The sequence below is a fragment of the Acidovorax sp. JG5 genome (assembly GCF_017939685.1).
Classification (GTDB): domain Bacteria; phylum Pseudomonadota; class Gammaproteobacteria; order Burkholderiales; family Burkholderiaceae_C; genus Acidovorax.
Window position 1 is genome coordinate 309493 of record NZ_JAGKSE010000004.1, and the last position, 22607, is coordinate 332099.

The 22607-nt window shown below is 65.5% G+C and carries 22 protein-coding genes; 15 read left to right on the forward strand and 7 right to left on the reverse strand.

Annotated elements, in window-relative coordinates; all coding sequences use genetic code 11:
• The first annotated feature begins 271 nt into the window (after nt 1-271).
• The 3 genes from trxB (at nt 272) to rpmG (ending at nt 1827) form a co-directional block, all read left to right on the forward strand.
• Nucleotides 272-1225 (forward strand): thioredoxin-disulfide reductase, encoded by a 954-nt coding sequence (gene trxB / locus J8G26_RS07340; protein ID WP_210568433.1) that lies wholly within the window; start codon nt 272-274, stop codon nt 1223-1225.
• A gap of 186 nt (nt 1226-1411) precedes the next feature.
• Nucleotides 1412-1645 (forward strand): 50S ribosomal protein L28, encoded by a 234-nt coding sequence (gene rpmB / locus J8G26_RS07345; RefSeq protein ID WP_086927950.1) that lies wholly within the window; start codon nt 1412-1414, stop codon nt 1643-1645.
• A gap of 11 nt (nt 1646-1656) precedes the next feature.
• On the forward strand, nt 1657-1827 hold the full coding sequence (gene rpmG, locus J8G26_RS07350; RefSeq protein ID WP_008904999.1) for a 50S ribosomal protein L33: 171 nt from the start codon (nt 1657-1659) through the stop codon (nt 1825-1827).
• A 118-nt stretch (nt 1828-1945) separates the two neighbouring features.
• On the opposite strand, the gene J8G26_RS07355 is transcribed toward rpmG, so the two are convergent.
• Complete coding sequence (locus tag J8G26_RS07355) at nt 1946-3160, reverse strand: fatty acid desaturase (protein ID WP_210568434.1); 1215 nt, start codon at nt 3158-3160, stop codon at nt 1946-1948.
• Between the two features lie 156 nt (nt 3161-3316).
• Nucleotides 3317-4591 carry an RsmB/NOP family class I SAM-dependent RNA methyltransferase gene (locus tag J8G26_RS07360; RefSeq protein ID WP_210568435.1) on the reverse strand — a complete coding sequence of 425 codons (1275 nt, stop codon included), beginning with the start codon at nt 4589-4591 and terminating at the stop codon, nt 3317-3319.
• A gap of 133 nt (nt 4592-4724) precedes the next feature.
• Between J8G26_RS07360 and J8G26_RS07365 the strand changes: the two genes are divergently transcribed.
• Nucleotides 4725-4991 carry a DUF1653 domain-containing protein gene (locus J8G26_RS07365; protein WP_210568436.1) on the forward strand — a complete coding sequence of 89 codons (267 nt, stop codon included), beginning with the start codon at nt 4725-4727 and terminating at the stop codon, nt 4989-4991.
• A gap of 82 nt (nt 4992-5073) precedes the next feature.
• On the opposite strand, the gene purN is transcribed toward J8G26_RS07365, so the two are convergent.
• Nucleotides 5074-5655 carry a phosphoribosylglycinamide formyltransferase gene (gene purN, locus J8G26_RS07370; protein ID WP_087744187.1) on the reverse strand — a complete coding sequence of 194 codons (582 nt, stop codon included), beginning with the start codon at nt 5653-5655 and terminating at the stop codon, nt 5074-5076.
• A gap of 24 nt (nt 5656-5679) precedes the next feature.
• Here purN and J8G26_RS07375 point away from each other — a divergent pair, with 24 nt between their 5' ends.
• The 3 genes from J8G26_RS07375 (at nt 5680) to J8G26_RS07385 (ending at nt 8855) form a co-directional block, all read left to right on the forward strand.
• Entirely contained in the window at nt 5680-6381 is a 702-nt protein-coding gene (locus J8G26_RS07375) for a YceH family protein (protein ID WP_210568437.1), read from the forward strand.
• A gap of 47 nt (nt 6382-6428) precedes the next feature.
• Entirely contained in the window at nt 6429-7610 is a 1182-nt protein-coding gene (locus J8G26_RS07380; RefSeq protein WP_210568438.1) for an acyl-CoA dehydrogenase family protein, read from the forward strand.
• A gap of 129 nt (nt 7611-7739) precedes the next feature.
• Entirely contained in the window at nt 7740-8855 is a 1116-nt protein-coding gene (locus J8G26_RS07385) for an acyl-CoA dehydrogenase family protein (RefSeq protein WP_210568439.1), read from the forward strand.
• A gap of 77 nt (nt 8856-8932) precedes the next feature.
• Here the strand turns inward: J8G26_RS07385 and J8G26_RS07390 are convergent, their stop codons facing one another.
• Together J8G26_RS07390 and J8G26_RS07395 are read right to left on the reverse strand one after the other, a co-directional pair.
• On the reverse strand, nt 8933-9874 hold the full coding sequence (locus tag J8G26_RS07390) for a bestrophin family ion channel (RefSeq protein WP_210568440.1): 942 nt from the start codon (nt 9872-9874) through the stop codon (nt 8933-8935).
• Between the two features lie 96 nt (nt 9875-9970).
• Nucleotides 9971-10528, reverse strand: a complete 558-nt coding sequence (locus J8G26_RS07395; RefSeq protein WP_210568441.1) for an HNH endonuclease — start codon at nt 10526-10528, stop codon at nt 9971-9973.
• Between the two features lie 256 nt (nt 10529-10784).
• Between J8G26_RS07395 and J8G26_RS07400 the strand changes: the two genes are divergently transcribed.
• The 3 genes from J8G26_RS07400 to lspA all read left to right on the forward strand — a co-directional run bounded on the left by J8G26_RS07400 (nt 10785) and on the right by lspA (nt 15297).
• A complete protein-coding gene (locus J8G26_RS07400; protein WP_210568442.1) occupies nt 10785-11834 on the forward strand; it encodes a bifunctional riboflavin kinase/FAD synthetase in 1050 nt (349 codons plus the stop codon).
• Nucleotides 11835-11942: 108 nt separating this feature from the next.
• Nucleotides 11943-14786: an isoleucine--tRNA ligase gene (gene ileS / locus J8G26_RS07405; RefSeq protein WP_210568443.1), complete on the forward strand. Its 2844-nt coding sequence runs from the start codon at nt 11943-11945 to the stop codon at nt 14784-14786.
• A gap of 1 nt (nt 14787) precedes the next feature.
• On the forward strand, nt 14788-15297 hold the full coding sequence (gene lspA / locus J8G26_RS07410; protein ID WP_210568444.1) for a signal peptidase II: 510 nt from the start codon (nt 14788-14790) through the stop codon (nt 15295-15297).
• 42 nt (nt 15298-15339) lie between these two features.
• Here the strand turns inward: lspA and lolD are convergent, their stop codons facing one another.
• Together lolD and J8G26_RS07420 are read right to left on the reverse strand one after the other, a co-directional pair.
• Entirely contained in the window at nt 15340-16020 is a 681-nt protein-coding gene (lolD, locus tag J8G26_RS07415; protein WP_087744171.1) for a lipoprotein-releasing ABC transporter ATP-binding protein LolD, read from the reverse strand.
• A 46-nt stretch (nt 16021-16066) separates the two neighbouring features.
• A complete protein-coding gene (locus tag J8G26_RS07420; protein ID WP_210568445.1) occupies nt 16067-17320 on the reverse strand; it encodes a lipoprotein-releasing ABC transporter permease subunit in 1254 nt (417 codons plus the stop codon).
• A gap of 80 nt (nt 17321-17400) precedes the next feature.
• Here J8G26_RS07420 and J8G26_RS07425 point away from each other — a divergent pair, with 80 nt between their 5' ends.
• The 5 genes from J8G26_RS07425 (at nt 17401) to J8G26_RS07445 (ending at nt 22586) form a co-directional block, all read left to right on the forward strand.
• Complete coding sequence (locus tag J8G26_RS07425; RefSeq protein ID WP_210568446.1) at nt 17401-18357, forward strand: phosphoglycerate mutase; 957 nt, start codon at nt 17401-17403, stop codon at nt 18355-18357.
• Entirely contained in the window at nt 18354-20126 is a 1773-nt protein-coding gene (recJ, locus tag J8G26_RS07430) for a single-stranded-DNA-specific exonuclease RecJ (protein ID WP_210568447.1), read from the forward strand. Before J8G26_RS07425 ends, recJ begins: the two co-directional genes overlap by 4 nt.
• Nucleotides 20127-20290: 164 nt before the next feature.
• The gene (locus J8G26_RS07435; protein WP_210568448.1) at nt 20291-21154 is read left to right on the forward strand and encodes a 3',5'-nucleoside bisphosphate phosphatase; all 864 of its coding nucleotides are present in this window, start codon (nt 20291-20293) and stop codon (nt 21152-21154) included.
• Nucleotides 21155-21186: 32 nt separating this feature from the next.
• Nucleotides 21187-21822: an L-threonylcarbamoyladenylate synthase gene (locus J8G26_RS07440; RefSeq protein ID WP_210568488.1), complete on the forward strand. Its 636-nt coding sequence runs from the start codon at nt 21187-21189 to the stop codon at nt 21820-21822.
• A gap of 101 nt (nt 21823-21923) precedes the next feature.
• Nucleotides 21924-22586, forward strand: a complete 663-nt coding sequence (locus J8G26_RS07445; protein ID WP_210568449.1) for a site-2 protease family protein — start codon at nt 21924-21926, stop codon at nt 22584-22586.
• The last annotated feature ends 21 nt before the right edge of the window (nt 22587-22607 follow it).

Genomic DNA, 22607 nt, shown 5'->3' on the forward strand with positions numbered 1-22607 from the left:
CCAACCACGTTCACATCCAGTAACGCCAGTGACGCTATCTTGCCGTTCTGCCGCAGGCACCGGGCACGCCGACGCACCGCCACCGCCGACCTGCACCTGGTGCGACACCGCGCAACCCAAGCCACGACGGGTTTTTCATGGGTTCTTACAATCGCGGTGATTGATAAGGGCCCGCCTGAAGAGGCCGCACACGGTGGATACTTCGCCACCGATCCCGAATTTTCTCAACAGCATCCGCTCTGTGGCGGATGCAACACACAGGTTTTTTTCCATGTCCACCACCCAACACGCGAAAGTTCTGATCCTCGGATCTGGCCCCGCAGGCTACACGGCGGCCGTCTATGCGGCACGCGCCAACCTGAACCCGGTGCTCATCACCGGCATCGCCCAAGGCGGCCAGCTCATGACCACCACCGAGGTGGACAACTGGCCGGCCGACGTGCACGGCGTGCAGGGCCCGGACCTGATGCAGCGCTTTCTGGAGCACGCCGAGCGCTTCAAGACGCAGATCATTTTTGACCACATCAACAAGGTCGATTTCAGCCGGCGCCCCTTCACGCTCACGGGCGACAGCGGCACCTACACCTGCGACTCGCTCATCATCGCCACCGGCGCATCGGCCAAATACCTGGGCCTGCCCTCGGAAGAAGCCTTCATGGGCAAGGGCGTGTCGGGCTGCGCCACCTGCGACGGTTTCTTCTACCGCGACCAGGACGTGTGCGTGGTGGGCGGCGGCAACACGGCCGTGGAAGAAGCCCTGTATTTGTCAAACATCGCCCGCAAGGTGACGCTGGTGCACCGGCGCGACAAGTTCAAGGCCGAGCCCATCCTCGTGGACAAGCTCCATGAAAAAGTGGCCGCCGGCAAGATCGAGCTCAAGCTGTTCCACACCCTCGACCAGGTGCTGGGCGACAACACGGGCGTCACGGGCATCCGCATCAAGAGCACGCAAGATGGCAGCACCCAGGACATCACGCTGCAGGGCTGTTTCATCGCCATTGGCCACGCGCCCAATACCGAGATCTTCCAGGGCCAGCTCACCATGGAAAACGGCTACATCGTCACGCAAGGCGGCCTCAAGGGCTTTGCCACTCAGACCAGTGTGCCCGGCATCTTTGCCGCGGGCGACGTGCAGGACCATGTCTACCGCCAGGCCATCACCAGCGCCGGCACGGGGTGCATGGCAGCCCTTGATGCGCAGCGCTTCCTCGAACAAGAGGCTTGATGAAAAAATAAGCTGCAGGTTATAATCTGCGGCTTTGCTGAATTCGGGCCGGTTTTTCAATCGCGCTTACGGGCAGGCAAATCGGGTTACCGCCACCCTTTCTGGCGAGGTGAGGCCGCAAGCAGGCCTTCGGGATCAAGCCCGGGGGCGCCAGCAAACGGCCGTTAAAAAGTATCGGATGTCCTCATGGCACGCGTCTGCGACGTAACGGGCAAGAAGCCCATGGTCGGAAACAATGTTTCCCACGCCAACAACAAAACCAAGCGCCGGTTCCTGCCGAACCTGCAATACCGCCGTTTCTGGGTCGAGACCGAAAACCGTTGGGTGCGCCTGCGCATCTCCAACGCCGGTCTGCGTCTGATCGACAAGAACGGTATTGATTCTGTGCTCGCAGACCTGCGCGCACGTGGCCAGGCTTAAGGAGAAACACCATGGCAAGCAAAGGCGGACGCGACAAAATCAAGCTGGAATCCACTGCGGGTACCGGCCACTTCTACACCACCACCAAAAACAAGAAGACCATGCCCGAGAAGATGCTGATCATGAAATTTGATCCAAAAGCTCGCAAGCATGTGGAATACAAGGAAATGAAGCTGAAGTAATTCAGCCTCCGATCTTTCGGAAAAACCGCCCTGCCGCAAGGTTGGGCGGTTTTTTCATGCCCGCGCCCAACCCACCCAAATGACCCACCACCTTCACAGGCTGCGGGCGGGCATGAAATCAGGCCTTGGCAGCGCGCAAGCGCATCGAGAAATCACGCAGTGCCGCAATGCCGCTGTCTTCGGCCCGGCGGCACCAGGCCTGCAGGTCCGCCGTGAGCTGCTCGCGCGAGTGCGAGGTGTTGAGCCACAGCTGGCGCAGCTCTTCGCGCATGGTGATCATCGTGTCGAGCACTGGCGACGCGGCGCGCGCCTGGGCCAGCTGCGGCAAAGCCACGGCGGGCACCTTCTCCGCATCCCGGTGCAGCCAGCGCCTGGCCGCCTGGAGCACCGACGCATCGGCCTGGCGCGCCTGCAGCGCGGCCATCTCGGCCTTGCAGGCCTGGCGCACACCGCGCGCATAGCTGGCCATCACCTCGTAGCGGTTGGCAATCAGCGCCTCCAGCGTCTTTTCATCGGCCACGGGCTTCACATCACCCAGTCGCAGCCTGGGCGGCACCTTCTTCACCGTAGCCCAGCCGACCGCCTGCATCAGACGGATATAGGCCCAGCCCATGTCGAACTCATAGGGCTTGACCGAGAACTTGGCCGATGTGGGGTAGGTATGGTGGTTGTTGTGCAGCTCTTCGCCGCCAATGACGATGCCCCAGGGCGAGAGGTTGGTGCTGGCGTCCGGCGCCTCGAAGTTGCGGTAGCCCCAGTAGTGGCCCACGCCATTGACCACACCGGCCGCCCAGAACGGAATCCAGACCATCTGCACGGCCCACACAGCCGCGCCGAGCGCGCCGAACAGGGCCAGATCCAGGATCAGCATGAGCGCCACCCCCTGCCAGCTGAAGCGGCTGTACAGGTTGCGCTCGATCCAGTCACTCGGCGTGCCTTGGCCGAACTTTTGGAGGGTTTCCATGTTCGTCGACTCAGCGCGGTACAGCTCGGCGCCGCGCCACATCACGGTGGCCAGGCCGCGCGTCTGGGGGCTGTGAGGATCGTCCACGGTTTCGCATCGGGCGTGGTGCTTGCGGTGGATGGCCACCCATTCCTTGGTCACCATGCCCGTGGCAAGCCACAGCCAGAAACGAAAAAAATGCGCGGGAATGGCGTGCAGATCCAGCGCACGGTGCGCCTGGGCGCGGTGCAAAAAGATCGTGACCGCCGCAATGGTGATGTGGGTGGTTGCCAGGGTGTACAGCACGATCTGCCACCAGGCCAGGCGCCACAAGCCATGGCCCAGCCAGTCAATGGCGGCGTTCAGGACAGCCCAATCGGGTAACAGCATAGTCAAATCACCTTGCTCCAGAAGAAACATCCCCCAACACGGTGGGATGCTGGCGTTGGAATGCCGCACCCCGCTGGAGTTCGGGGCGCGGCGCTGTTTTCAGGACCATTGTGCGGCCGACGGGGCGGGCACTTTCATGCCCCCGCCAGCGCCACCTCAGGGCTTTTTAACCCAGACCGCCGCGAAAAATCCGTCCGTCTGGTGCAAATGGGGCCACAGGCGCAAATAGCCAGTGCCCAAGGCGCCGCCGCTGCACAGGCTGCGGGCGTCCGCCACCTTCAGCTGCTCCAGCAATTCGCCGGCATCGAGCATCTCGAAATCTGCGTGCGCGGCACTGAACGCCTCGGCAATGGCCTCGTTTTCCTGGGGCAGGATGCTGCAAGTGGCATACACCAGGCGCCCGCCCGGCTTGAGCAAGCGCGCGGCGCTGTCGAGGATGGCCGTTTGCTTGGCCACCAGCTCCTGCACGCTTTGGGCCGACTGGCGCCATTTGAGGTCAGGGTTGCGGCGCAGCGTGCCCAGGCCCGAGCAGGGGGCATCCACCAGCACGCGGTCGATCTTGCCGGCCAGGCGCTTGATGCGCTCGTCCCGCTCATGGGCGATGGCGGCAGGGTGCACATTCGACAGGCCACTGCGCGCCAGCCGCGGCTTGAGCGCATCGAGCCGGTGGGCCGACACGTCAAACGCATACAGGCGGCCGGTGCTGCGCATGGTGGCGCCAATGGCCAGCGTCTTGCCGCCCGCGCCGGCGCAAAAATCCACCACCATCTCGCCGCGCTTGGCGTCCAGCAGCAGGGCCAGCAGCTGCGAGCCTTCGTCCTGCACCTCGATGGCGCCGCGCGTGAAGGCATCCAGTTTGGTCAGAGCGGGCTTGTCGTCAATGCGCAGGCCCCACGGAGAATAAGGCGTTGCTACCGATTTAATAGCTGCTTGCGCAAGCTCCTTCTGCACATCCGCCCGTTTTTCCTTCAAGGCATTGACACGCAGATCGAGCGGGGCCGGTTGCGACAGGCTCTGCGCCAGCGGCCAGAAACCCGCGCCCAGCTGCTCCTTGAGGGGCTGAACCAGCCACTCGGGCAGGTTATGGCGATGGCGCTCCATCAGGTCATCGGGCTTGACGGCGTCGCACTGGGCCAGCCAGTTTTTTTCCTGCTCGGTCAGGCCGCCCAGCAAAAAATCGCGCGGGCCATGGAAGCCCAGAATGGCCAGGCGCCGCTCTTTGGGGCCGGAACCCGAGGGGGCAATGTGGTCAAACAGCAGCTTCTTGCGCAGCACGGTGTAGACCGTCTCGGCCAGCGTGGCGCGCTCGCGGGGGCCCAGGCCCCGGTTGTCGCGAAAGAAACGCGACACCACGGCATCGGCGGGGTGTTCAAAGGTGAGGGTGAGCCTGATGAGTTCTGCACAGGCATCGATAAGTACTTTGGGGTGCATGCCCCGATTGTCCCACCGACACCGCGATCGGCACGCACACACCACCCCAGCGGCAAAGCCGCCACAGTCCACCGGCAGGCGCGCACAATCGGCGCATCCTCTCTCTGCGGCCCCTACGGCTCGCTCTTGCCACATGACCGACGACGACCTGCCCACACTCATCCACACGCCGCCGGGCCTGTACCGGCACTACAAGGGCGGGCTTTATGAAGTGATCGACACCGTGCGCCACAGCGAAACGCTGGAGCCCATGACGCTGTACCGCGCGCTATATGGCCAACGGGGCCTGTGGGTGCGGCCTGCGGCCATGTTTCTGGAAAACGTGTCGTTCAACGGGCAGATGCGGCCGCGCTTTGAGCGGTGCAGCGAAGGCGCAACCCCTGGCAACGAATTTGAATGAAAACAGGCTCTAGCGCTTACCAATCAATCGCCATACGCTATTAATTAAATAGCAACCTCACACTGCGACGCCACGCAAAGGATCAGAGCGCCTGCACCAGCGCCCGCACGGCGCGCGGGTAGATCACATGCTCTTGCGTCAGCACGCGGGCGGCCAGCGTCTCGGCCGTGTCGCCTGGCAGCACCGGCACCACGGCCTGGTCCAGGATCGGGCCCACGTCCAGCTCGGCGGTCACCTGGTGCACCGTCACGCCCGCGAACTTGCAGCCCGCATCGATGGCGCGCTGGTGCGTGTGCAGCCCAGTGAAAGCGGGCAGCAGCGAAGGATGGATGTTGATCAGCCGCCCGGCGTAATGCGCCACAAAACCCGGCGTGAGGATGCGCATGAACCCGGCCAGCACCACCAGCGCGGGCTGGTGGCGGTCGATGGTTGCGGCCAGCTCGGCATCGAACGCTTCGCGGCTGGCAAAGGCCTTGTGGTCCAGCACGGCAGTGGCAATGCCCTGCTCGCGGGCAAAAACCAGCCCTGCGGCATCGGGCTTGTTGCTGATGACGGCCGCCACCTGGGCGCCGTAGCGCCGGGCCCAGTTCTCTTGTTGTGCGGTGCGAACGATGGTGGCCATGTTGGAGCCGCCGCCAGAGATCAAAATGACGATGTTCTTCATAAATTGCCCCGGATTATCCCTGCCATGCCTTTTGATCCTGCGACCCGTCCCCTCACTCCCAACGAAGCCCGCGTGCTCGCCACCCTGATGGAGAAGGCCCGCACCGTGCCCGACAGCTACCCCATGTCGCTCAACGGCTTGCTGACGGGCTGCAACCAGAAAACCAGCCGCGACCCGGTGATGACCCTCAGCGACGCCGAGGCGCAGGAGGCGCTGGATTCGCTCAAGCTGCTGACCCTGGCGTTTGAGAGCAGCGGCAACCGCACCACGCGCTGGGAACACAACTTTCAGCGCGGCGTGGGGGTGCCCGAGCAGTCGGCCGTGCTGCTGGGCCTCTTGATGCTGCGCGGCCCGCAGACGACGGGCGAGTTGCGCATCAACGCCGAGCGCTGGTACCGGTTTGCCGACATTTCGTCAGTCGAAGCCTTTCTGGACGAACTGCAGGAGCGCAGTGCCGAAAAGGGCGGCCCGCTGGTGGTGCAGTTGCCCCGCGCCCCCGGCGCCCGCGAGCAGCGCTGGGCGCACTTGATGTGCGGGCCGGTGGACACCACGGCCAGCAACCCAGGGGCAGGCCACAGCGTCGCAGGCGCGTCCCCTGCCCTGCAGGCCCGGGTGGACACACTGGAGAAAGAAGTGGCCAGCCTCCAGGCCACGGTGCAGCGGCTGTGCTCTGAACTGGGCATTTCCCCAGACCCCGCGCCCATGTCACCACCCGGACAGGCTTAAAACGAACGACCGTGCTACAAACACAGAATCATTAGGAGACGCACCGCATGGATCTCGCATTCACCCCCGAAGAGCAGGCCTTCCGCGAAGAAGTTCGCGCCTGGGTTCACGCCAATCTGCCCAAAGAAATCTCTCACAAGGTTCACAACGCCTTGCGCCTGACCCGTGCAGACATGCAGGGCTGGGCCAAGATTCTGGGCAAAAAAGGCTGGCTGGGCTTTGGCTGGCCCAAAGAGTTTGGCGGCCCCGGCTGGACGGCCGTGCAAAAGCACTTGTTTGAAGAAGAGTGCGCGCTGGCCGGTGCGCCGCGCATCATCCCCTTCGGCCCCGTGATGGTGGCCCCGGTGATCATGGCGTTTGGCAATGCCGAGCAGCAAAAGCGCTTTTTGCCCGGCATCGCCAGCGGCGAAGTCTGGTGGAGCCAGGGCTACAGCGAACCGGGCTCGGGCTCGGACCTGGCCAGCGTCAAGACCCGCGCCGAGCGCGTGGGCGACAAGTACATCGTCAACGGCCAAAAGACCTGGACCACCCTGGGCCAGCATGGCGACTGGATGTTCAACCTGGTGCGCACCAGCACCGAGGGCAAGCCGCAGACCGGCATCTCCTTCCTGCTGCTGGACATGAAGTCCAAGGGCGTCACCGTGCGCCCCATCAAGCTGCTGGACGGCGAGTGCGAAGTCAACGAAGTGTTCTTCGACAACGTCGAAGTGCCCGCCGAGAACCTGATTGGCGAAGAGAACAAGGGCTGGACCTACGCCAAGCACCTGCTGAGCCACGAGCGCACCAACATCGCCGACGTGAACCGCAGCAAGCGCGAGCTGGAGCGCCTCAAACGCATCGCCAAGACCGAAGGCGTGTGGGACGACCTGCGCTTCCGCGACCAGATTGCGCTGCTGGAGGTGGACATCGTGGCGCTGGAAATGCTGGTGCTGCGCGTGCTGTCGGCCGAGAAATCGGGCAAGAACTCGCTCGATATCGCCGGGCTGCTCAAGATCAAGGGCAGCGAGATCCAGCAGCGTTATGCCGAACTGATGATGCTGGCCGCCGGCCCCTTTGCCATGCCCTTCATCGAAGAGGCCATGGAGGCTGGCTGGCAAGGCGACTTCCCTGGCGGTGTCACCGCCAACGCGCCGCTGGCGTCCACCTACTTCAACTTGCGCAAGACCACCATCTACGGTGGAAGCAATGAAGTGCAGCGGAATATCGTTGCGCAGACTGTTCTCGGCTGACGCCGAAAACAGTCCCCGCACTGCGCGACAGGACTGCTCCCCCGTGCCCCCTCCAGGGGGGGGGTCTAGTTAGAGCTTCGCTGGTTGTAGAAGGCGCCACGGCGCCACAGCCAGTACAAGGAGAGACATATGGATTTCGATTTTTCTGACGACCAGGAACAGCTGCGCGACGCCGTGCGCAAATGGGTGGACAAGGGCTACACCTTTGAGCGCCGCCGCGCCGCGGTGGCCGCTGGCGGTTTTGACCGCGCCGCCTGGGGCGAGCTGGCCGAGCTGGGCCTGACCGCCCTGACCGTGCCCGAAGCACACGACGGCATGGGCCAGGGCGCCATCGACGCCATGGTGGTGGCCGAAGAGCTGGGCCGCGGCATCGTGCTGGAGCCCATTGCCCAGGCCTTCATGGCCAGCAGCGTGCTGTCGCACTACGCCCCCGCCGACGTGCAATCGGCCTGGCTGCCCCGCGTGGCCAGTGGTGAGGCGCTGGTGGTGCTGGCGCAGCAGGAGCGCAAGGCGCGCTACCGCCTCGATGTTTGCGAGGCAAAAGTCACGCAGGCGCAATCAGGGTATGCGGTAACGGCTGTCAAAAGCATAGTTCCTTCCGGTGACCAGGCCGATGCATTCATCGTGCCCGCGCAACTGGACGGCAAGATCGCCCTCTTCCTGGTGGAGCGCAGCGCCAGCGGCGTCACCACCCAAGGCTACGTCACACAAGACGGAAGCCGCGCGGCAGAGGTGCAGCTCGCGAGCGCCCCCGCCACGCTCATCACCACCGACGGCCTGGCCGCGCTGGAGCTGGCCGTGGACACCGGCATTGCCCTCACCTGCGCCGAAGCCGTGGGCGTGATGGACAAGACGCTCGCCATCACCGTCGAGTACATGAACCAGCGCAAGCAGTTTGGCGTTTTTATCGCCAGCTTCCAGGCGCTGCGCCACCGCGTGGCCGACATGAAGATGCAGCTGGAGCTGGCGCGCTCCATGAGCTACTACGCCAGCCTCAAGCTGGGCGCCCCCGCCGCCGAACGCCGCGCCGCCATGGCTCGCGCCAAGGTGCAGCTGGGCCAATCGATGCGCTTTGTGGGCCAGCAGGCCGTGCAACTGCATGGCGGCATCGGCGTGACCGACGAGTACATCGTGAGCCACTATTTCAAGAAGCTCACACAGCTGGAAGTGACCTTTGGCGACACGCTGCACCACCTGGGCGAAGTGTCCGCTCGCATGCAAGACACCGCAGGCGTGTTTGCCTGAAAGTGCGGGTCTGGCCCAACGGAAAACCGCCCGAGGGCGGTTCTTCGTTGCCGCGCCACCCCGCCCGCAGCCATCGTTCAGGTCAGCCTGAAATTCACGGGCAGCAAGGGCGCCGGCAGGTCTTTCTCGCCCAGCGATTCCCGCAAATTGATCTCGATGGCCCGGCACAGGGTGTCGAGCGGTAGGTCGTTGCTTTCCAGACCGAAGGGCTCCTCGATCTCGTCGCCCAGCGCATCGAGGCCAAAGAAGGTGTAGGCCACGATGCCCACCACAAAGGGCGTCATGAACCCCGTGGTATCCACCAGCCCGAAGGGCAGCAAAAAGCAATACATGTACGCCGTGCGGTGCAGCAGCAGAGTGTAGGAAAACGGCACCGGCGTGTTCTTGATGCGCTCGCACGATGCGCCAGCAGCGGTGAGGGACGACAGCGTGGCATCCACCGATGCCGCCAGGCAGGGATCGATCTGCCCCCGGCGCACGCACTCGCCCAGGTCGCGCCCCATGTGCAGCATGAGCGTGTCGGCGGGGTTCGAGGTGTTGCGGGCCTTGTCGAACTCGGCAGCGGTCAGCCAGCGCTGCAGCACCGCGTCATCGCGTTGATCGCGCAGTTGCAACCGCAGCGCATGCACAAAGGCAATAGCGCGGTGCACCATGCGCACCCGCACATCGTCGTCACGCCGCGCGGCGTCCAGGCTGTCGGGCAGGTTGATCAGACCCTGGCATTGGCGCGACAGCGAGCGGGTGCGGTGCACGATCTCGCCCCACAGCTTGCGGGCTTCCCAATAGCGGTCGTAGGCGGTGGTGTTGCGAAACCCCAGAAAAATGGCCAGTGGCAGGCCAATCAGGGTGAAGGGAATGGCAGTGAGCGTGATCTTGAGCGTGAACAAGTTGCCATGCAGCAGGGTGACCAGCGTCGCCAGCAGGATGTTGAGCAGCAGGGTGAGGCGAATGCGCTGCAGCACCGAGCCGCGCAGCACCAGAAACAACCGTAGCCCGGAGGGGCGCTCACGAACGATCATGCCAAAAAACCAAGGGAAAACGCCTATTGGACCACAGCCAAACGGCCTGGGACGAAGGCCGTGTGCGCCGCAATAAACAGGCGGCCGGCAGCCCCTTCACACCAGCAGGCGCGACGATTTGGGCACATGCGCCATCAAAAACTCCATCTGGTCGGCCAGGATGCGCCGGTTGCGCAGGATGAAGTCTTCCCACAGGCTGGGCACATAGGGCGCATACAGCAGCGGCATGTGGGCCTGCTCGGGCGTGCGCGGGCCCTTGCGGTGGTTGCAGGGGCGGCAGGCGGTGACCACGTTCATCCAGTGGTTCTGCCCATTGCGCGCAAAGGGCACGATGTGCTCGCGCGTGAGGTCTTCTTCGTGAAAGTACCCGCCGCAATAGGCGCAAATGTTGCGATCGCGCGCAAACAGCTTGCTGTTGGTGAGGCTGGGCTTGAGATCGAAGGGGTTGATGCCCGGCACGCCACGCGTGCCGATGATGCTGTTGACGGCAATCACCGATTGCTCGCCCGTGATGGCGCTGTAGCCGCCCCGGAAACGGGCGATCTGTCCGCCCGATTCCCAGCGCACCTCTCCGGCGGCATAGTGAATCACCGCCTGCTCCAGCGTGATCCACGATTGGGGCAGCCCTTGGGCTGACAGCTTCAAGACCTTCAAAACACGCCTCCTGGAACAAAAGTACACAAGGACATGACTTACGCAAAACAGGACTCTGGCAAGTGGCTCGCCCCTGGGAAAAGGCGGTTGTTGCATCCCGATTTGCGCAAGTCCTAAAGGATTCTGAACGCAGATGTCTCGCGGGCAGCCCTGCGCGGGGCAAGCCATGGGTCACAATATACTCCGATTTCATGACAAATTGGCGTCTTGCGCTTGATGCATAAGCGCACGCTGCTATCAAAACAATATCAAACCGATGAAGATTTTTCGCGGCTTTCACCACCCGGGCATCGCCCGCGCCTGCGCGCTGACCATTGGAAATTTCGACGGCGTGCACCGGGGTCACCAGGCCATGCTGGCCTTGCTGAACAGCGAAGCCGCGCACCGGGGCGTGGAAAGCTGCGTGCTGACCTTCGAACCCCATCCGCGCGACTATTTCGCGGGCGTGCACCACAAGCCCGATCTGGCCCCGGCCCGCATTGGCACGCTGCGCGACAAGCTCACCGAGCTCAAGCGCTGCGGCGTGCAGCAGACCGTGGTGCTGCCGTTCGACGCGCGGCTGGCCGCCCAGTCGCCCCAGGCCTTCATCGACGAGGTGCTGGTGCGTGGCCTGGGCGCGCGCTATGTGCTGGTGGGCGACGATTTCCGCTTTGGCGCCCAGCGGGCGGGCGGCTACGCCATGCTCGACGCCGCCGGCCCGGCCCGCGGCTTTGATGTGGCGCGCATGAACAGCTATGAGGTGCACGGGCTGCGCGTTTCCAGCTCGGCAGTGCGCCAGGCCCTCGCTGCAGGCGACATGGAAGCCGCCGCGCGCCTGCTGGGCAGGCCCTACGCCATCAGCGGCCATGTGGTGCATGGGCGCAAGCTCGGGCGCGCGCTGGGCGCCAGCAGCGCCGAGGCCGGTGACGGTTTTCGCACCCTGAATCTGCGCTTTGCCCACTGGAAGCCCGCCGCCAGCGGCATCTTTGCCGTGCTGGTGCACGGCCTCGGCGATGCACCCCTGCCGGGCGTGGCCAACCTGGGCGTGCGCCCCTCGCTCGATCCGACCGACGTGAACGGGGGCCGCGTGCTGCTCGAAACCCATTGCCTGAGCTGGCCCGCCGATCTGGGGCCCGAAGGGGCGTACGGTAAAATCATCCGCGTGGAACTGCTGCACAAACTGCACGACGAGCTCAAATACGACGGTCTCGATGCCCTGACGGCGGGCATTGCCAAAGACTGCGCCGATGCGCGTGCCTACTTTGCCTCGGCCCACGCCCCCTCCGATACCGAGACCCGGCGCCAGACCACGCGCGACCGAATTTGAGGTGGCTGCCCTGCGCAGCGCCTGCTCGGGCGACCCCCTTCGCCTCTCTTGCCCTCTTCCCGTTTTGACCCGGGCCCGCCCCGCAATGCCCCGCTTTAAGGCTTATCCATGTCCGACAACGCCAGCCCCGCACCCACCGACTACCGCAGCACGCTGAACCTGCCCGACACGCCCTTCCCGATGCGCGGCGACTTGCCCAAGCGCGAGCCAGGCTGGGTCAAGGAGTGGGAAGACCAGGGCATCTACAAAAAGCTGCGCGACGCGCGCTGCGGCAAGCCCAAGTTCATCCTGCACGACGGCCCGCCCTATGCCAACGGGCAATTGCACATTGGCCACGCGGTCAACAAGATCTTGAAGGACATGATCACCAAGGCGCGCCAGCTCGAAGGCTTTGACGCGCTGTATGTGCCCGGCTGGGACTGCCATGGCCTGCCGATCGAGAACGCCATCGAAAAGCTGCACGGCCGCAACCTGCCGCGCGACGAGATGCAGGCCAAGAGCCGCGCCTTTGCCACCGAGCAGATCGCGCAGCAGATGGCCGACTTCAAGCGCCTGGGTGTGCTGGGCGAATGGGACAACCCCTACAAGACCATGAACTTCGCCAACGAGGCGGGCGAGTTGCGCGCCTTGAAGCGCGTGATGGAGCGCGGCTACGTGTACCGCGGCCTCAAGCCCGTGTACTGGTGCTTTGACTGCGGCTCGTCGCTGGCCGAGTTCGAGATCGAATACCAGGACAAGAAGAGCCAGACGCTGGACGTGGCCTTCAAGGCCCACGACCCCGCCCGCCTGGCCGCCGCCTTCGGCCTGTCCGCGTTACAGAAGGACGCCTTCGCCGTCATCTGGACCACCACCGCCTGGACCATCCCCGCCAACCAGGCGCTCAACCTCAACCCCGATCTGCCCTATGCGCTGGTCGACACCGAGCGCGGCCTGCTGATCGTGGCCGAAACGCTGGTCGAGTCCTGCCTGCAACGCTGGAACCTGCAAGGCCAGGTGCTGGCCGTGGCCCAGGGGGAAAAGCTCGCGGGCATCGAGTTCGAGCACCCGCTGCACGATGTGGATGCCGGCTACCGCCGCCTGTCGCCCGTGTACCTGGCCGAATACGCCACGGCCACCGACGGCACGGGTATCGTGCACTCGGCGCCCGCCTATGGGGTGGAAGACTTCAACTCCTGCGTGGCGCACGGCATGCCGTACGACGACATCCTCAACCCGGTGCTGGGCAACGGCCGCTATGACGAGTCGCTGGCGCTGTTCGGCGGGCTCAACATCTGGAAGGCCTGCCCGATCATCATCGAGACGCTGCAGGCCGCCGGCCGCCTGCTGGGCACCACCACCATCACGCACAGCTACCCGCACTGCTGGCGCCACAAGACGCCCGTGATCTACCGCGCCGCCGCCCAGTGGTTCGTGCGCATGGACGAGGGCGAAGGCGTGTTCACCACCGACAAGGCCCCCGGCACGCTGCGCCAGACCGCCCTGGCCGCCATCGAGCAGACGCATTTCTACCCCGAGAACGGCAAATCGCGCCTGCGCGACATGATCGCCGGCCGGCCCGACTGGTGCATCTCGCGCCAGCGCAGCTGGGGCGTGCCCCTGCCGTTTTTCCTGCACAAGGATTCGGGCGAGCTGCACCCGCGCACCATGGAGATCATCGACCAGGCCGCTTCAATCGTTGAGCAAGGCGGCATCGAGGCCTGGAGCCGCATGACGGCCGAGGAAGTGCTGGGCGCCGAGGACGCCGCGCACTACACCAAGAGCACCGACATCCTCGAAGTGTGGTTCGACTCGGGCTCCACCTTCTGGCATGTGATGCGCGGCACGCACGGCAGCATGCACCATGACGAAGGCCCCGAGGCCGACCTGTACCTCGAAGGCCACGACCAGCACCGCGGCTGGTTCCACAGCTCGCTGCTGCTGGCCAGCGCCATCTACGGCCGCGCGCCCTACCGCGGCCTGCTCACGCACGGCTTCACGGTGGACGGCCAGGGCAAGAAGATGAGCAAGTCGGTCGGCAACACCGTCTCGCCGCAAGAGGTGAGCGGCAAGCTCGGCGCCGAAATCATCCGCCTGTGGTGCGCATCCACCGACTACTCGGGCGACCTGGCCATTGACGACAAGATTCTGGCGCGCGTGGTCGATGCCTACCGCCGCATCCGCAACACGCTGCGCTTCTTGCTGGCCAACGTGAGCGACTTCGACCCCGCCAACGATGCCGTGCCTTTCGAGCAGATGCTCGAAATCGACCGCTACGCCCTCGTGCGCGCCGCGCAGTTCCAGGAAAACATCCTGGCCCATTACAAGGTGTACGAGTTCCACCCGGTGGTCGCCAAGCTGCAGCTGTATTGCTCGGAAGACCTGGGCGGCTTTTACCTGGATGTGCTCAAGGACCGCCTCTACACCACCGCCCCCAAGAGCCTGGCGCGGCGCAGCGCCCAGACCGCGCTGCACCAGATCACGCACGCCATGCTGCGCTGGATGGCGCCGTTCCTGAGCTTCACCGCCGAAGAGGCGTGGAAGATTTTTGGCGATTCCGAGTCGATCTTCCTGGAGACCTTCTCGGCGCTGGGCCAGAGCGACGACGGCCTGCTGGCCAAGTGGAGCCGCATCCGCGAGATCCGCGATGCGGTGAACAAAGAAATCGAAGCCCTGCGCGCCGCCAGCCAGGTAGGCTCGTCGCTGCAGGCCAACGTGGCGCTGACGGTGGCCCCCGAAGACCACGCCCTGCTCGCCAGCCTGGGTGACGACCTGAAGTTCGTCTTCATCACATCCACTATCGAATTAATAGCTGGAGACGCTTTGCAGGTAAGCGCCAGTGCCAGTTCTGATGCCAAATGCGAGCGCTGCTGGCATTACCGCGACGACGTGGGCCACGACGCGGCCCACCCCACGCTGTGCGGGCGCTGCACCAGCAACCTGTTTGGCAGCGGTGAAGACCGCAAGGTGGCCTGAGATGGCCCGGGGCAACACCTCGCTCGTGCGCGGCTCGGGCGCCAGCCTGTGGCCCTGGCTGGCCTGGGCGGTCATCATCCTGATGGCCGACCAGTTCACCAAGACACTGATCCTGGGCTACTACCAGCTGGGCGACACCACCACCATCACCAGCTTCTTCAACATCGTGCGGGCGCACAACACAGGGGCGGCCTTCTCGTTTCTGGCCGACGCGGGCGGCTGGCAGCGCTGGCTTTTCACGGGCATCGGCGTGGCCGCCACGCTGTTCATCGTCTGGCAACTGCGCGCGCACCCAGGGCAAAAGCTGTTCTGCTTTGCGCTGTCGAGCATCCTTGGCGGCGCCGTGGGCAACGTGGTGGACCGGCTGATGCACGGCTATGTGGTCGATTTTCTCGACGTCCATGTACGCGGCTGGCATTTCCCGGCGTTCAACATTGCCGATGCAGCCATCACCGTGGGTGCGATCTGCCTGATCCTGGACGAGCTGCTGCGCGTGAGGAACGCGCGCTAAGGGCCACCGGCCCTACGCCACTGGCCAACGACGCCTACGCCCTCACTCGCTCAGGTGCCCTGCCACCAGCCGCACCACGCGGTCGCAGCGGGCGGCGAGCGACTCGTCGTGCGTCACCATCACAAACGCGGTGCCCTGGTCGCGCGCCAGTTGCAGCATCAGGTCAAACACGCCATCGGCCGTGCTGCGGTCGAGGTTGCCGGTGGGCTCGTCGGCCAGCACGCAGGCCGGCCGCGTCACCAGCGCGCGGGCAATGGCCACCCGCTGGCGCTCGCCGCCCGACAGCTCGGCCGGGCGGTGCTGCAGGCGGTCTTTCAAACCGACGGAGGTAAGCACCCGCTCGGCCTCTGCACGGCATTGCGCCAGCGGCAGGCGGCGGATGCGCAGCGGCATGGCGACGTTGTCGAGCGCGCTGAACTCGGGCAGCAGGTGGTGGAACTGGTAGATAAAGCCCAGGTGCTGGTTGCGCAGCTGGCCCTGGCGTTCGGCCGACAGCGCGGACATTTCTTCGCCCTTCAGGCGCACCGTGCCCGAAGTGGGCGCATCCAGCCCGCCCAGCAGGTGCAGCAGGGTGCTTTTGCCCGAGCCCGAAGCGCCCACGATGGCCAGCGTTGCGCCGGCATGGATCTGCAAGTCCACGCCCTGCAGCACGGTCACATCCAGGCGGCCTTCGGTGAAGCGCTTGGTCAGGCCCTTAGCCTCCAGCACCACGTCATTTTTCAAGCCATTTTGGCCTTTGGCGCTTTCTGGATAAGCGCTAGCAGCTACATTATTCATAGCGAAGTGCCTCGGCGGGATTCACACGGCTGGCGCGCCAGCTGGGGTAGAGCGTGGCCACGAAGGCCAGCACGAGGGAGATGACCGTGATCGGCACGATGTCGCTGCTCTGTGGCTCGCTGGGCATCTTGCTGATGAGGTAAATATCCTTGGGCAAAAAGCTGGCATTGAGCGCGCGCTCGATGGCGGGCACGATCACGTCGATGTTGCTGGCAATGGCCAGGCCCAGCAGCAGGCCGGACAGCGTGCCGATCACGCCCACCATGGCGCCCTGCACGACAAAGATGCCCATGATGCTTTTGGGGCTGGCGCCCAGCGTGCGCAGGATGGCGATGTCGGCGCGCTTGTCGGTCACCGTCATCACCAGCGTGCTCACCAGGTTGAACGCGGCCACGGCCACGATCAGCGTGAGGATGATGAACATCATGCGTTTTTCGAGCTGCACGGCGGCAAACCAGGTGCGGTTTTGCTGCGTCCAGTCGCGGATCAGCAGCTGGTCGCTCAGGCTGCCCGCCAGTTGCTGGGTCACCTCGCGCGCCTGGTGCAGGTCCTTGAGCTTGAGGCGAATGCCCGTGGGGCCCTCAAGGCGGAAGATGCGCTGCGCGTCCTCGTGGTGCAGCAGCACCAGGGCCGCGTCGTATTCATAGTGGCCCGAATCAAACGTGCCCGCCACCGTCATCTGCTTGAGGCGCGGCACCACACCGGCGGGCGTGACCTGCCCGGCCGGCGCGATCAGCGTCACGGCGTCGCCCACGCGCACGCCCAGGGCGCGGGCCAGCTCGCCGCCCAGCACCACGCGAAACTCGCCGGGCACCAGCAATTTGAGCGTCTCTTCGTTGGTGGCTGCCAGATCGGTCACCGCGCCTTCGAGCGCCGGGTCGATGCCGCGCACCAAAGCGCCCTTCATGTCCTCGCCGCGGGCCAGCAAGGCCTGCGCGCCCACAAAGGGCGCAGCGCCGATCACGTTGGGGTTTTGCTTGGCCTCGGCCAGCGTGCGCGCCACATCGGGCAGGGCCGCGCCCTGGGGTGCAAAAATTTCGATGTGCGAGACCACGCTCAGCATGCGGTCGCGCACCTCTTTCTGAAAGCCGTTCATCACACTGAGCACGATGATCAGCGCCGCCACCCCCAGCGCAATGCCCAGCATGGACACGCCCGAGATGAACGAGATGAAACCGTTGCGCCGCGTGGCGCGGCCCGCGCGCGTGTAGCGCCAGCCCAGGGCCAGTTCGTAGGGAATTTGCATGGTTTGAAAAGAAGGTCTGCGCCCTACGCGGATGGCAAGCGCCAGACAGATCCGATTGTGGCATCCCGGACAATAGAGGGATGTCGGACACCACCCATTTGCTCATTCCCTACGCCACCAGTGCTTCCGAGGGAAGCCAGCAAGCCCTGCAGGGCCTGAGCCTGCCCCACCTGGACCGGCTTCTGGCCCGGCTCAGCCCCCACACACACCACATCCATACCGGCGAGGAAACCAGCTTCTCCGCCCCGCACGAGCGCGCACTGGCGCAAGCCCTGGGCCTGCCCGTTGAAGATGGCCGCATCCCCTGGGCCGCCTGGCACCGCCACCAGCAGGGCCAGCCCACCGACGGCCAGGCCTGGGCCTTTGTCACGCCCTGCCAGTGGCATGTAAGCACCGACCACATCACCCTGCGCGACCCCGAGCACCTTGCGCTGGATGAAGCCGCCTCGCGCGCGCTGCTGGCCATCGTGGCGCCCTGGTTTGCCGACGATGGCGTCACCCTGCACTACGACCAGCCCACCCGCTGGCTGGCCAGCGGCGCGCTGTTTGCCGACCTGACCACCGCATCGCTGGAGCGCGTGCTGCTGCGCGACGTGCGTGCCTGGATGCCCGATGCGAAACAGGCCCGCACCCTGCACCGCCTGCACAGCGAGATGCAGATGCTGCTCTACACCCACGCCTTCAACGGCGAGCGCGCCGCGCGCGGCCTGCCGGAGGTCAACTCGTTCTGGGTGCATGGCACGGGCCCCCTGCCCACGCCCGCCCCGGCAACCACCACCGCGCCCACGGTGGCCACCACGCTGCGCGATGCGGCGCTGCGCGAAGACTGGCGCGCCTGGGCGCAAGCCTGGACGGCACTCGACGCCGGCCCCGTGGCCGCACTGCTGCGCCAGGCCGAAAGCGGCGCGCCCGTGCAACTCACGCTGAGTGGCGAGCGCCATGCGCTGGGCTTCCGCAACGCGCCGCGCGGCCTGGCACAACGCATTCAAGGCTTTTTCAGGCCCCAGCGCTTTATCGACCTGCGCAATAAGCTATGAAAATAGTAGCAAGAGACATTCCCCCCCGCGCCGCCTGGGCGCTGGAACAGGCCGGCGTGCACCCGCTGCTGGCGCGCCTGTATGCCGCGCGCGGCGTGCGCGCGAAAGACGAGCTCGACGATGGCCTGGCCCGCCTGTTGCCCCCCAGCGGCTTGAAAGGCATCGACGCCGCCGCGCGGCTGCTGGCCGACGCCATGGCACACCACAAGCGCCTGATGATCGTGGCCGACTACGACTGTGACGGCGCCACCGCCTGCGCCGTGGCCGTGCGCGGCCTGCGCCTGCTGGGCGCAACCAACGTGGACTATCTGGTGCCCGACCGCGTGACCGATGGCTACGGCCTCACCGCTTCCATCGCCCGCCGCGTGGCCGAGCGCGGCGCCGACGTGCTGATCACCGTGGACAACGGCATCGCCAGCGTGGAGGGCGTGGCCGAGGCCAAGGCGCTGGGCCTGCAAGTCCTCGTCACCGACCACCACCTGCCCGGCCCCGAGCTGCCGGTGGCCGACGCCATCGTCAACCCCAACCAGCCCGGCTGCACGTTCGAGAGCAAGTCCATGGCCGGCGTGGGCGTGATGTTCTATGTGCTGCTGGCGCTGCGGGCCGAGCTGCGCGCGCGTGGGGTTTTTGACGTGCCGAGCGCCCCCTCGGGGGGCAGCGAACCACGCGCAGCGGGGAGCGTGGGAGCGCACAAGCCCTTACAACCCAAGCTCGACCCACTGCTCCCCCTCGTCGCCCTGGGCACCGTGGCCGACGTGGTCAAGCTCGACGCCAACAACCGGCGCCTGGTGGCACAGGGCCTCAAGCGCATCCGCGCGGGCCAGATGCCCGCCGGCGTGGCCGCGCTGTTCACCGCCGCTGGCCGCAAGACGCCCGTGGCCACCACGTTCGACTTCGGCTTCGCTTTGGGCCCGCGCATCAACGCCGCAGGCCGCCTGGCCGACATGACACTGGGCATCGAATGCCTGCTGACCGACGACGCGGGCCGCGCCGCCGAGCTGGCCGCCACGCTGGACGGCATCAACCGCGAGCGCCGCGAGATCGAGGGCGGCATGCGCGACCAGGCCCTGCTGATGGCCGAAAGCCTGTTTGACGAGAGCGAGGAGCCCCCGCCCGCCATCAGCGTGTTCAACCCCGACTTTCACGAAGGCGTGGTCGGCATCGTGGCCTCGCGCATCAAGGACAAACTGCACCGCCCCACCTTCGTGTTCGCCGCCAGCAGCGCGCCGGGCAAGGCGCACGAGCTCAAGGGCTCGGGCCGCTCCATCCCCGGCTTTCACCTGCGCGATGCGCTGGATCTGGTGGCCAAGCGCCATCCGGGCGTGCTGCTGAAGTTCGGCGGCCATGCCATGGCGGCCGGCTGCACCGTGGCCGAAGCAGCGTTTGAGGTGTTCGAGCAGGCCCTGGCCCAGGTGGCGCGCGAATGGCTCGATGGGGCCGCGCTCACCCGCCGCATCGAAACCGACGGCCCGCTGGCGCCCGAATACTGCCGCGCCGACATGGTGGACACCCTGCACCGCGAGGTCTGGGGCCAGGGCTTTGCACCGCCCACCTTCAGCGAAGAAGTGCAGGTGCTGAGCCAGCGGCTGGTGGGCGATGGCAAGAACCACCTGTCCATCAAGCTCATCCATCAGGGCCACCCCATCGACGCCATCTGGTTCGGCCACACCGAGCCCCTGCCCGCGCGCGTGCTGCTGGCCTTTCGGCTCGACGTGAACGAGTGGAAGGGCGAGCGCAAGGTGCAGTTTCTGGTGGAAGGGGCGGGTTGAATATGCGATGAAAAATGCCTGTAGCGCTTACTGGTAAAGCGCCTACAGCTATTAATTCAGAAGCATTCTGGCATCTCGCGCATGCCCGGTTTGCGCAGGCACCATGGCGGCGGCGCGGGTCGCCAACGCCAGCGCCCGCTGCAGCAAACCCGTAGAATTGATCAGTGACCACTTACCTCAACGCCGACCTGCACTCCCACTCCGTGGTATCGGACGGCACCATGGCACCCGAAGACTTGGCCGCGCGTGCCAAGGCCAACGGCGTAGAGCTGTGGGCCCTGACCGACCACGATGAGATCGGCGGCCAGCACCGCGCCGCCGCAGCCGCCCGCGCCCTGGGCATGGCCTACCTCACCGGCACGGAAATCTCTGTCAGCTTTGCCAGCGCCACGGTGCACATCGTGGGCCTGGGGTTCGACCCCGACAACCCGCAGCTTGCGCAAGGCCTGGCCGCCACCCGGGGTGGCCGTGGCGGGCGTGCCCGCGAAATGGCCGCGCAGCTGGCGCAGGTGGGTATCCACGGCGCCTACGAGGGCGCCCTGCAGTTCGTGGGCAACCCCGAGCTGGTCTCGCGCACGCACTTTGCGCGTTTTCTGGTGGACACCAAGGTCTGCCGCGACACCTCGGAGGTGTTTCGCAAATACCTGGTCGAAGGCAAGCCGGGCTATGTGCCGCACCGCTGGGCGGCGCTCGGTGATGCGGTGCGCTGGATCACCGAGGCCGGGGGCGTGGCGGTGATCGCCCACCCGGCCCGCTACAAGCTCACGGCCAATGAGGAATACGCGCTGTTCTCCGAATTCAAGGCCCATGGCGGCCAGGGGGTAGAAGTGGTCACCGGCAGCCACAGCGCGGCCGAATACATCACCTACGGGGCCATGGCACAAGAATTTGGCCTGGCTGCCTCGCGCGGCAGCGACTTTCACAGCCCCGAAGAATCCCACACCGACCTGGGCGCCCTGCCCCTGCTGCCCGGCACCCTGACCCCTGTGTGGGAGCTGCTGGCCGCGCGGGTGCGCCCGGCCGCCTGACATCGACCATCGACCCGGAGGCATTGACGGCCATGGCCCAGTATTTCGAAGTCCACCCCGAAAACCCGCAACCGAGGTTGCTCAAGCAGGCGGCGGCGTTGCTGCAAAAAGGCGGCATCGTGGCCGTGCCCACCGATTCGAGCTACGCCCTGGTGTGCCACCTCGACGACAAGGACGCCGTCGATCGCCTGCGCCGCATCCGCCAGGTGGATGAAAAGCACCACCTGACCCTGCTGTGCCGCGACCTGTCGGAGCTGGCCAATTACGCACGGGTCGATAACCGGCAATACCGGCTGCTCAAGCTGGGTACGCCGGGGCCCTACACCTTCATCCTGGAAGCCACCAAAGAGGTGCCGCGCCGCGTGAGCCACCCTTCGCGCAAGACCATCGGCCTGCGCGTTCCCGACCGCAAGGGGCTGCAACTGCTGCTGGAGCTGCACGGCGCGCCGCTGCTGGCCACCACGCTGATTCCGGCCGGCGAGACCGAGCCGCTCAACGATCCACAAGAAATCCGCGACCGCTACGAAAAGCTGCTGGACGCCATCGTGGACGCGGGCGCCTGCCCACAGGAGCCCACCACGGTGATCGACCTCACGCCCATGGGCGCTGGCGGCGACCCCGAAGTGCTGCGCGAAGGCCGCGGCAGCGTGCAGGCGCTGGGGCTTTGAGCCTGTATACGAATTCAAGCAAAATCACCCTCCAGCGCTTATACAGAAAGCGCTGACAGCTCTCTTTTTTGCAGCAATCTACAGCCTGAGACAATCGCCCGGTGGAAAACATCATCCAAACTGTTCTGATCTACGCCCTGCCGGTGTTGTTTGCCATTACCGTGCACGAGGCGGCCCATGGCTACGCAGCGCGCCACTTTGGCGACAACACGGCCTATATGCAGGGCCGCATCACCCTCAACCCCATCAAGCACATCGACCCGGTTGGCACCATCCTGATGCCGCTGCTGCTGTATTTCGCCACGTCGGGCGCCTTTTTGTTCGGCTACGCCAAGCCGGTGCCGGTGAATTTTGGCAACCTGCGCAACCCCAAACGCCACATGGTGTGGGTCGCGCTGGCGGGGCCGGCCTCCAACTTCATCCAGGCGGTGCTGTGGGCCATTGTGCTGGTGGTGCTGGTGGGCACGGGCGTGGACGAGCGCTTTTTCATTGAAATGGCGCGCGCCGGCGTGCTGGTCAACCTCGTGATGTGGGCGTTCAACCTGTTTCCGCTGCCGCCGCTCGATGGCGGGCGCATCCTGGTGGGCTTGTTGCCCTGGAAGCAGGCGCACATGGTGTCGCGCATCGAGCCCTGGGGCTTTTTCATCGTGATGGGGCTGGTGATTGCCGGCGTGGTGGGCGCGCTGTGGCTGCGCCCGCTGATGGGCCTGGGCTACGCGGCCATCAACCTGCTTCTCACACCGCTCACCGCCCTGCTGCGCTGAAACGTTTCTTCCCCTTTATCT